Consider the following 12,044-nt stretch of genomic DNA (forward strand, 5'->3'; position numbering starts at 1 on the left):
CCTTTATTTTAGAAAGAAAAATTTAAAGATATTCTATTTACATTATCAAATACTTTGAAATAGGAGTAAGAATAATTAACTTCGATAAGTTTACCTGCTACTTCTGTATTTAATCCAATACCTGCAGACCACGAAGCAATATCTCGATTTGTTTGATATCCACCACGCAGTGAAATCATATTCATAAATTTATATTCCAGACCTATATTCATTCTTTCTGAGTAATTGTTATAATGAGCAAAATCAACTGCTAAAGTAAGTTCGTTATTTGAATTATTTTCATCTACAAATTTCCAGAGATTTATTGCTGTGCCAAGTGTAAACAATAGTGGAAGTTGTTCATCAATTTCTTCTCTTTTAATATTTGAAGAGAAATTTCTAATTGCCATACCGAAACGAAAATCTTTATATCCAGTATTGTAAAGTACTCCTGCATCAAAAACTAATTTTGCAGCATTATTCTTTTTTGTAGTACCATTTATAAAGTGATTTTCGCCTAAATTTTGTCCTGCTATTCTAACATTACCACCAATAGAAAATTGTGTACTAATTCTTTTTGCATAACTAAGCCCAACTGAATATGCACCTACATTACCAAGTCTTCCATTGTCGATGTATCCTTCGGGATATAATGCTTGTTGAGATGGATCAACCAGACTTGTACCAATAATTTCACCATAATCTACAGTCAAAATATGAAAGCCAAGTACACCATAATTTTCTAAATTGTAAGTAGCACTACCAGCAAGATATTTAATATCTGCAATCCATTGTGTATAGTTAAGACTTACATCAAAAGTATTATTTGTATTAGAAATACCAGCTGGATTATAAAAAATTGCTTCTGATGAATTTCCAACTGCATAAAATGCTTCGCCCATTGCACTTGCTTTTGGAGAGACACTAACCAATAAAAAATTCATTGTACTTTGAGCTAATTTATTCAATCCAACCTGAGCAAAAATATCTTTACCTAAAAAAGCAATTAACAATAATGCTATAAATAATTTATTTAGTTTCATTATTCATCTCCTCAATTATTAACGAACTACAATAAATTTCTGATAAGAAATTTCACCATTTGGTTTTTCGAAGACTGCAATATAAACACCACTACTTATTACCTGTTGACTTGAAGTTAACATATCCCATGTTTCTGAGCCAGATTTAGCAGGGTTATCATGTATGATAGTTTGAATTAGATCGCCGTGTTCTGTATAAATTTTTATTTTGCATACAGGTGGTAAATTAAAAAATATAATGCCTCTCTGGTCGGTAAATCCATATGACTTAAGAAGTGGATCATTAATGTTGTATGGATTAGGAACTATTCGAATCTTTGACATATCTTCATATGCAAGTCGAGGTGGATTAATCCAGTAAATATTTGGAACTAAAACCCTCGAGCTATACATAATTTTTCCTCTTGTTGTCGGATCGGCGTTTAAATCATTTTCTGAAATCTTAGCTTTAGACTGCACATAATAATAATACTGAGCACCATACAAAATTGATTTATCTTTGTAGACATGTTCTTCTGCTTTATCAGATGCATCAGAATCATAAATTGCTTCATAGAAAACAGTATCCTGGTTGGAGACTCTTCTCATAATTCTATAGCCAGCAAAGTTTGGCATTTTTTCAGCTTCGGGACATTTCCATTTTATTTCAACACCATCACCATAACCAGTTATAGTTAATTCTTCTGGTGGTGGAGGAGCTTGTGGTATTTTATATCCATGTTGAAAATTCCATTTTGCTCTGTATGCTGTTAACATTACAGAATCGATACCAGAACTAATCCATCTATCTTTTCTTTTATCCATTTCAGTTGCATCTGGTGGAAAAGCAAAATTTTTGGGCAACCAACCTTTTTCTGGATCTGGCATATTTGGTGGATTTTCAAGAGTTCCTTTTAACCATTTTCTTCCTACTTCAATTGCTTTTTGAAGCGATAATCCAGCAATACCAGATGCATAAACAATTCTAATTTTTTGTCCAGGAGCAAAATTTCTATAAGGTCCAAAAACACTAACCATCATTGGATTCGGACCTTGTTTAGTTCCACCTGGATAATTTGAATAATCACTTATTCCCAACTCATCTGAATTACCACCATGATGTGTTCCGGGATGAACATTACCACTCATAGGGAAATAATCTGAAAAACCTCCTGCAAGTGACCAGAAATTTTTATTACCAAACTGATCATTTTCAACAGTATAAGGAATATAAGTAGCCGTAGCAGCATATGTAACTTTCGGTTGTAAAAAGTCATCTCTGTCTTCAGCAGAATTATTAAATGGCTTTTCTGATGCATGAAGTATTGTATAAAAATAAATATTTGCAAAAAGTAATCTACCATCCTGAGAGGCTACAGGAGCTCCCATATCATCGCCTGGTTTATCTGGATCGTCTGCACTATATTGATAAAAAACTCTCGCAGTATCACCTACTCTACCTCCATAATAATGATTCCATACTCTTGTAAGCATCGGGCTTTCGTTAGATGGAACTGAAGGATTAATACCAATTGAATAATAACTATTTGCACCATTCCCTTCCATTTTGATATAAAGCGAATCATATGTAGTATTAGATTTATTCTCAAATGTTATATCAAAAATTATGTAATTATCATTATAATTCTGACTCCACGCCATAATCTTTCGAGTCATTTCAATTCCATAAATGTATTCATTACCAACTTCAATTATCTGGTCGTAAGTACCATCAGTAAATTTGGAAGGATCATATTCACCAAAATCCTGTAAATCTACACTTTGAAAGTTTGTAACCTGTTTTGGGTATTTGTAACGAATATAATTTGTCATTGGCTTAGTTACTTTTCCAATTGAAGTCCATTGTGTAGTTGGACCATAGATAGGAAGTGTATCATAAGTACCAGTGTATGGATTAAACCATGGTGTAGTTGTTCCTATCTGAAATCCAGAGCCAGTATTTAATTCACGATATTGACCACGAAAACCAATGATGTTATAATCATTTGGAAAGAAACCTGCACGATAATCAAAATTTCCTTTATCTGCATTTGCAGTAACACCAATCCAGACTCTACCAACTTTCATCATTGCAGTTTTTAATTCTTCAGTTCCCTGAGCATAAAAATTCAGGGATACAATGATGAAAACCAAAAATGTACTATTAATAAATTTTCTAATTTTCATTTATTTATCTCCGTTCTGTTTTCAAAATTTAGAAATCTATTCTAAAGCCAACCCAAATATCACGAGGTTGACCATATAACCAGAATGAATAATTAGGATCGTTTATATAAGGTTTCTCTTCTGATCTTAAATCACCTACTTTATCATTGCCCGGGATATAATATCCAGGTTGAGATTGTCTTAGTTGATCAAATTCTGGTGAATCATACATAGGCAGACGAAGTGAAGCTAAGTATTTATTCAAATCATTATTGTCCTGAAATGCATATCTTCTATTAAGTAAGCTAACTTTAAGATTAAGTACATTACTAATATCAACAAAGAATGTAGCTTTTAATCCATATATGTCGAATGCTTTTGTTAATTTTAAATCTACCATATAATAATCGGGCCATTGCATGTTATTGCTTACATGTAATTTACTTAATGGATTATAAGTGAAATAATCTCCTGCACGCCATTCACCAAAAATAGTCATACTCCAACCACCTAAAATTCTGTGTCCAAATATTTCTGGTCCCCAATTTCTCGGTGAACGAAATGTAATATTTGCATTTAATCTTGGTCGAGGTAAAGCTCTCGATTCTTGTCCCTGATAAAGTCCTTCACGATCGTTATTAATTGTAACATCAGAAATAATTTCTTTACCAGTTAAACCAGTTTTACTCAACATGTAATTAAAATTAATCCAGAAATTTATCCATGAGTTATCATTCTTCGATAAAGTAAGTTCGAATCCCTGAATATCCTGATATTCATTATTTGCTCTTCCTGTGTAATTTAATGTTCCACTGGATGTTTGATAATTTACTTCACCTGCCTGTCCTGTTATATCTTTATAGTATCCGGAAACCTGTAATAAGTAATTATCAAGAAAATTATAAGCTACACCTAATTCATAAGAGATTGTTCTAGGAGGTTCGAGATTTGGATTTGACATATCATACAAACCATTTTTATCATAACGATAGCGGAATAGATACATTGTATAGTAAGGAGGATTTGAACGGAAATGACCATAATTGAAATAGAATTTAGAATTAATAGTAACCGGGAAAGAAATTCCCAGACGAGGACTTACAGTAAAGAAATTTTTAACAGGTTGTAAAAATCCTGGATGAGTTTCGTTGTATTTTAACCAGGTATCCCAGATATAAGAACCGCCTTTTTCCAGATATCTATAGAGACTCGTATCGACTTTTTGTGGTCTGAAAACTTCTTCTGCAAAAGGATCACCCGATGGCCATAAACCACCACCTCCATTATAATAATCGAATCGAACACCTAAGTTTGCAATTAATCCTTCATAACTTATTTGATCCTGAATATATGCAGCTGCTTGACTTGGCCATCTGTGATAATTGAACTCATAAGTATTATAAGCATTATTATTCCATTTTTCCCAGAAGTTATGATTGATATCAATATAATTATATTCAAAACCACCTTTAAGAAAATGATGTTCATTAATTTGAGATGCTAAATCAAACTTAACTTGAAATTGATTAATTTTTGTTCTGTCATATAAATCACCTTCTTTACCTCTAAATCTTCTTGCCATTCCAGGAGGAGCATCATAACTTGGAAATGTAAAGTAATCACCAGTATTTGGATTATAAACTTTATGTGTTGATGCAAACTGCCATTTACCATAAGGAGATTCGTCAACATAAATAGGACCAAAGTTTGTAATAAATGTTGTATCTCGATTATCACCAGTTGGTGTATGATTTTTTATATGTAAATATCCTACTGTTAATTCCCAATAAGTTTTGTTACTAAGAACCTTATTAATTGTAACACCATTCATTAATATCGTTTGATTTAGAATTGGATAGAATGGTTGATCGTACCAATATTCAGGATTATTATAAACATAACGAATATTATCGAGTGGCATAAATCCACCAGCATTACCTGCATTTGGAGCATCACCCCATGGTGGACGAATTGGGCTTAATCCAATTTGTCTTTTCCACAAACCATTAAATGAAATACTCGAACTTTGTACGGGTTGAGATTTAATAGTTAAAAATGTTGTATATGATTTTTGACTGCGTAAAGTTAATGGCATTACATAATGTCTTTCACTTGAATTATTAGAAATATAAAATGTAGCATCACCTAAAAATTTTCCAATAAGTGGAACTGGCCCACCAAATCCACCATCAAAATTCCAATCTGAACCATCTTCTTTCATTCTGTGATTAGCGAATAATCTTTTTTGTTCATCAGTTAATTCATAATAACCAATTTGTTGTTTGAGTTCAGGAGATAATTTAGCAAGTCCTTCATAATCAGGTTCAGACATATGCATCCATGCAGCAAATAAATACAAATCGAAAGGTGTTACTTGTTTTTCTGGAGCTTTCCCTTTATTATAAATTGATGCTTGATTAATCCATCCTGTGAATTTTGGATTCTGTTCTTTCATATATGGATTATCTGCCCATGCTGCATCTGTTCCTATAAAAGCTACAGAAGCATCAAGATAAGCTCGAAGTGCATCATTTTTGGGATCATAAAAAGATGCACCAAATCTTCTCATATGAGAATTATCTCTTGAGAAAGAAAAACTTCCATGATATCCATCTTTTGAACCACTTTTCGTTGTAATATTTATCAAGCCAGATCTAAAATTTCCATATTCTGCATTGTAACCACCTGATAAAAGTGAAACCTGATCAATTGCACTTAATGGAATTGATGTTTCTGCATTTCCTACTGCTGCATTAACATAAGAAAGCCCATTAACAAGTGAACCTGTTTGATCTGCACTTCCGCCTCTTATAGTTAAAAATCCATTTTCAGTTGATACACCAGGCAGTTTTGCAAGAAAAGCATTTATTTCCCTTACACCAGAAGCATCCTGTAATTGTCCAGATGAAACTACCATTTGAGTATTGGAAACTTCTTTATGAAGTTCATCTCTTTTTGCAGTAACAACAACTTCCTGTCCTTGAATGACAGTTGGTTGAAGAGCAATATCAAGATTTGTAACACGATCTGCAGAAACTATTACTCCAGTCAAAATCTGGGATGTATAACCAATCATCGAAACCTGTATATCGTATGTTCCAACTGGAACATTAACAATAAAGAATTTACCATTAATATCTGTTGCAGCACCAAGATATGTTCCTTTCACAATCACATTAGCACCAAAAAGTGGCTCGTTTGTTTGAGCATCTTTTACAGTACCAATAATTCTGCTCTTTGTTTGAGCAAATTCAAACTCAGAAAATATTAATAGTGCTAATGTGATAATAAGAAGTAACTTATTAGTATTTTTTCTTCTCATATTAAGCTCTCCATATTATGAAAAAATTATTACTTAGTTTTTCTCAAATCTAAACCAGTCAAAATCTGTATAACCATTGTTTTCTGATTTATAATTTGTTAAAGAAAATATTCCTACTTTAGCACCTACCCATTTACCTTCTTTTGCCTGAAATTCTTTACCTATTTGAATAAATTTTTTCCCATCAAAGCTATAACTAAAATTGCACATAGCTTTTTCACTTACATCGACTCTAAAATAAATTTTATTGTTATTGACTTTTTTAGATTCAATAATTTCTTCTAAATTATTTTTTTCTGCATTTTTTCGTTCTGCATGATAAATTTTAAAACCTTTTTCTATTTTTTCAATGCAAATGTAAGAGTAATCGTTACCAAAGATTATTAAACCAGCTTTTTCAAAATTACTTTGTGGATAAAATTCTAATTTAGTTGTAACTCTAAATTTTCGTGCTGGAAATTTTTGCATTAAAAGTTGAGCTACATTCCAGAAATTTTTTGAACTATCAGGAAATTTTTGCGAATAAAATCTCAACCATCCTTTTCTTTCTTTTAGAGATATCCAGGAAGTATCAAAATTTGCCTGCCATTGCCATTGTAATCCTAATTTTGAAGAATCAAATTCATCAGTAGTTTGTGGAACACAAATCTCAAGATCATTATCAACATCAGGTTTTTTGAATTTTAAAACTGGTTCACCAATTCCATTCCCATCATAATCAATTCCCATAATTGGCCAATCATTTTTCCACTGCACAGGTTGAAGATGAACAATTCTTCCATAAGCACCACAATCCTGGAAATGAATAAACCATGATTCACCTTTCTGTGTCTCCACCCAACCCCCTTGATGTGGTCCATTAATTTCTGTTGAACCCTGTTCTAAAACAATTTTATCTTCATAAGGTCCATAAACATTTTTAGATCTAAGAACAACCTGCCATCCAGATTTTACACCACCAGCTGGAGCAAAGATATAATAGTAACCATTTCGTTTATAAAACTTTGGTCCTTCCATTGTAGGATGTTTTATAGAATCACAAAAAACAAGAACACCTTCATCAAGAATTTTTTCGCCGTCCCAACTCATCTTATTCACAGTTAATCGATGTTTAATACCAGAACGACTTCGAGCCCAGGCATGAACTAAATATGCATTACCATCATCATCCCAGAGTGGACAGGGATCAATCCAGCCTTTTGCTTTTTTGATTAATTTTAACGGGGACCATGGACCTTTTGGATCTTTAGCTTTTGTCATAAATATTCCATAATCGGGATCTCCATAATAAATGTAAAATTCACCATTATGATATCTAATACTTGGAGCCCAGATTCCATTGCCATGTTGTGGTTTATTAAATTCATCGATTGGATATTTTATAACTGCGTGTGAAATAATTTTCCAATTAACAAGATCTTTTGAATGTAAAATTGGTAAGCCCGGGAAATGAGAAAAGCTTGATGAAGTCATATAATAATCATTCCCAACACGAATTACATCTGGATCTGAATAATCTGCATGTATTACTGGATTAGAATAAGTTCCATCATTGTTATCTGGAATCCATACTTCATTACTCTGAAGTGTATTTTTAGAATTCTGGCTAAATAGATTCACTACAAGAACCAAAAAAGTTAACAGAGCTAACTTTTTCTTCATAATGAAATCCTGTAAGATATAATTAAAAATATGTTAATCATAAATGGAATAGAATTTATGGATAACTAAATTCCAGAACCACTTTAATAATTTATTTGAGTAACATCATCTTTTTTGTGTTAGAATATTCTCCAGCCTGCATTTTATAAAAATATACTCCACTACATAAATTGGAACCATCAAAATTAATTTCATAAACTCCTGGTTGTTTGACTTCGTTAACTAATGTTTCTACTTCTCTTCCCAAGACATCATAAACTTTTATTATAACTTGACTATCACTTGATATTTGATAACCAATAGTTGTCATTAAATTAAATGGATTAGGATAATTCTGCTTTAATTCGAAATTTAATGGTAACGAATCTTTATTTTTTTTTATTGTTGTTACAATAATTTCCTTTACAAGACTATTTAAATATATTTCTAAATTTGTGTAGCCATCGGGATTAACAATATTTCTATCATTAGCATCGTTAGGATTTAGTCCATGTTGAATTTCCCAATCATCTGGCATTCCATCATGATCTGAATCTGTAGGAACATTATAAGTTTTTAATTCAGGCCAGCCACCAACTTCTTCTTGAGAATCAATTATTCCTTTACCACCACCGCCCCACGTTTTCCCGTACTTAGCTGTACCAGTTCTTACTTCTTCAATAATTCTTAAATCAACAGAATCTCGTTTAGGATAGATTGCTCCAGCATATTTTAATACTAATTCATAAGCTTCTTCTGGTGATTGAACTGTTACATCAGCAATCGGGAATGGGCTATCGACTTTAATTTGCTGTTTAATTGTTGAAGAGACTCCCTGTACTCCAATACCCCAGTTATCAGCAGTTGCATCAGGATAACCTTCGACAAAATTTCCATCTACATAAAATTTTCCATAACCTGTATTTGTACCACTATCGGTAGTAGGATTCAGTATTCTTTTTCTCACACCTGAATTAGTTGCAGGGCCAGGTTTATAATAATTTAGTCTAACATTTTGATTTCCTTCTTCTCCACCATATACACTATTGCCACCCCAGTTATAAATTACATTATTAACAAAATCTACAATTTCTTTATCGGGTTGTTTATGATATCTACTACCATTAAATCTTGGATTGCGACTTGAATGATGAGCCAGGAGATTATGATGAAAAGTAGCACCCATACCACCCCATATACCTCCATAACCATGAGCTCCTTTACTATGGGATGAATTATATAATGACTCTGAAATTATACACCATTGCATCGTAAAATTTGTGTTGTCATAAAAGCTTGCGGTTTCATCAACACTCCATGACATTGAGCAATGATCAATTATAATATTTTTTCTATTTCTACCACCTATCGCATCACTTTCCAGTTTATAAATATCACCCAGGCGAAATCTTAAGAATCTAATAATTACATTATCTGCATCAACAGTAACTGGATAATCTGCAATACAAATTCCATCTCCTGGAGCTGTTTGTCCTGCAATTGTTAGATCTCCGTTTTTAATTGAAAGAGAAGATTTTAATCTTATAGTCCCAGAAACTCTAAAAACGATTGTTCTGGGACCTTTTTGATTAATTGCATATCTTAAACTTCCAGGTTGTGAATTATCTTCGAGCGTTGTAACTTCATAAACAGCACCACCTCTTCCGCCAGTGGTAAATCTTCCATAACCTTCTGCACCAGGAAAAGCCAGTTGTTGAGAAAACATTAAAACATTATTAATGATAAGCAGAATAGTTATTCTAATAAGATATTTTTTTAGGTTCATTCATTATTAACCATTTTTTAATTTAATTAAAACACATTCTAAAATTGCTTTAAATAATAAAAGTGAATTTGATTTTATAACATAATTTTGCAACACCTATTATTTTATGCTTTACTTAAACGCTAAAACAAAATTGTAAAAAAATTTAGCGTCCCATCCAGCCGCCATCAACAGTAAGAACAGTTCCATTAACATAATTCGAAGCATCTGAGCACAAGAATACCATAGCACCCATTAAATCTTCTGGTGTTCCCCATCTACCAGCTGGAATTCTATCAAGTATTGCTTTATTACGAACAGGATCTTCACGCAATGGTCTTGTATTTTCAGTTGCAATATAACCTGGTGCAATTGCATTTACATTTACACCTTTAGATGCCCATTCATTAGCAAAAGCCATAGTTAATTGTTTTACTCCACCTTTTGATGCAGCATAACCAGGAACAAGAATTCCACCCTGAAATGAAAGCAAGGAAGCAATGAAGACAATTTTACCATAACCACGTGCAACCATATCTTTTCCAATTTCTCTTGTTAAAATAAATTGAGCTGTTAAATTAATTTCAATTACTCTATCCCACCATTCATCTGGATGCTCAGCAATTGGTTTGCGTAGAATTGTACCAGCATTATTAACCAAGATATCTATACGTGGAAAATCTTTTTTAACCTGGTTTATAAATTCATAAGTTGATTCTCTTTTAGAAAAATCTGCGACATAATATTTAAATTTCCTTCCTGCTGAAGTAACCAGTTTTTCTGTTTCAGCAAAATCATCAACATAAGAAACGCCAATTACATCTGCTCCAGCTTCTGCTAATGCTTGTGCATATTTTTGTCCAATTCCCTGGTTAGAACCAGTTACTATTGCAATTTTCCCATCTAATCTAAAAAGATCCAGAACCATTTTTTTTACCTCCTTTAATTTTTATTTTAAATTCTCCATTGGTATCCAGTCCATATCATCAAATACTTGATTTTCTCCGCCCATTGCCCATATAAATGAATAGCTTTGCGTTCCACATCCTGAATGTAAAGACCAGCTTGTCGATAACACAGCCTGTCTATCACGAATTATCAAATGTCTTGTTTCTGTTGGTTCGCCAATTAAATGAACTACAAAAGAATCTGGCTTCAAATTAAAATACATATAAACTTCTGATCTTCTTTGATGTGTATGAGCAGGCATAGTATTCCAGACACTACCATCTTCGAGTTCTGTTAAACCCATTGCAATCTGGCATGTTGGTAAAATTTCTGGAATAATGTATTGATGAATTGTTCTTTTATTTGATGTTTCAACTGAACCGAGATGACGATGAATTGCATCGTTATAAGTAATATGTTTTGATGGATATTCTTTATGTGCAGGATAACTAACAAAATAAAATTGAGCAGGATTATTTGAATCATCACTGATAAACTCAACATCTTTTACACCACGACCAATATAAAGAGCATCTTTATTATTCATTATGTATTCTTTGCCATCAAGAATTATTTTACCAGATCCACCAATATTAATCACTCCAATTTCTCTTCTTTCACAAAAATATTCAGCTGCCATTTCCTTTTTTGTGGCAGTTAACTTTAGTGATCGAGTTTTGGGAACAGCACTCCCTGTTATTGAACGATCTATATCTGAATAAACCATTGGAATTTCGTCTGCTTGAAATAAATTTTCTATCAGAAAAGTTTTTCTTAATTCTTCAGTGGTCATTCTTTTAAAACCATTTTGATCAGGTGAATATCTTACTTCCATAATTCTACCTCAAATTATTATAAGTTTTTGAACACAGATGACACAGATTGGACAGATAACCACAAGATTACTCATCAGTGAATATCGTGTCTCATCAGTGTCATCTGTGTGCTATTCTCATAACCAATTTATTATAAGTTTTTGAACACAGATGACACAGATTGAGCAGATGACCACAAGATTGTTCATCAGTGAACATCGTGTCTCATCAGTATCATCTGTGTGCTATTCTCACAACCAATTTATTATAAGTTTTTGAACACAGATGACACAGATTGGACAGATGACCACAAGATTGTTCATCAGTGAATATCGTGTCTCATCAGTATCATCTGTGTGCTATTCTCACAACCAATTTATTATAAG

The 12,044-nt window shown here is 32.5% G+C and carries 7 protein-coding genes; all 7 read right to left on the reverse strand.

The window, feature by feature from the left end; all coding sequences use genetic code 11:
* Nucleotides 1-8 precede the first annotated feature (8 nt).
* Complete coding sequence (locus VJY38_RS10310; RefSeq protein ID WP_353680613.1) at nt 9-1,022, reverse strand: PorV/PorQ family protein; 1,014 nt, start codon at nt 1,020-1,022, stop codon at nt 9-11.
* A gap of 18 nt (nt 1,023-1,040) precedes the next feature.
* Complete coding sequence (locus VJY38_RS10315) at nt 1,041-3,188, reverse strand: fibronectin type III domain-containing protein (RefSeq protein WP_353680614.1); 2,148 nt, start codon at nt 3,186-3,188, stop codon at nt 1,041-1,043.
* A gap of 28 nt (nt 3,189-3,216) precedes the next feature.
* Nucleotides 3,217-6,489, reverse strand: a complete 3,273-nt coding sequence (locus VJY38_RS10320) for a TonB-dependent receptor (protein ID WP_353680615.1) — start codon at nt 6,487-6,489, stop codon at nt 3,217-3,219.
* A gap of 33 nt (nt 6,490-6,522) precedes the next feature.
* On the reverse strand, nt 6,523-8,151 hold the full coding sequence (locus VJY38_RS10325; RefSeq protein ID WP_353680616.1) for a glycoside hydrolase family 43 protein: 1,629 nt from the start codon (nt 8,149-8,151) through the stop codon (nt 6,523-6,525).
* A 91-nt stretch (nt 8,152-8,242) separates the two neighbouring features.
* A complete protein-coding gene (locus tag VJY38_RS10330; RefSeq protein ID WP_353680617.1) occupies nt 8,243-9,916 on the reverse strand; it encodes a T9SS type A sorting domain-containing protein in 1,674 nt (557 codons plus the stop codon).
* 145 nt (nt 9,917-10,061) lie between these two features.
* Nucleotides 10,062-10,823 carry an SDR family oxidoreductase gene (locus VJY38_RS10335; RefSeq protein ID WP_353680618.1) on the reverse strand — a complete coding sequence of 254 codons (762 nt, stop codon included), beginning with the start codon at nt 10,821-10,823 and terminating at the stop codon, nt 10,062-10,064.
* Nucleotides 10,824-10,844: 21 nt separating this feature from the next.
* The gene (gene kduI / locus VJY38_RS10340) at nt 10,845-11,678 is read right to left on the reverse strand and encodes a 5-dehydro-4-deoxy-D-glucuronate isomerase (RefSeq protein ID WP_353680619.1); all 834 of its coding nucleotides are present in this window, start codon (nt 11,676-11,678) and stop codon (nt 10,845-10,847) included.
* Nucleotides 11,679-12,044: the final 366 nt, after the last annotated feature.

Source organism: Rosettibacter firmus (assembly GCF_036860695.1).
GTDB classification, from domain to species: Bacteria; Bacteroidota; Ignavibacteria; order Ignavibacteriales; family Melioribacteraceae; genus Rosettibacter; species Rosettibacter firmus.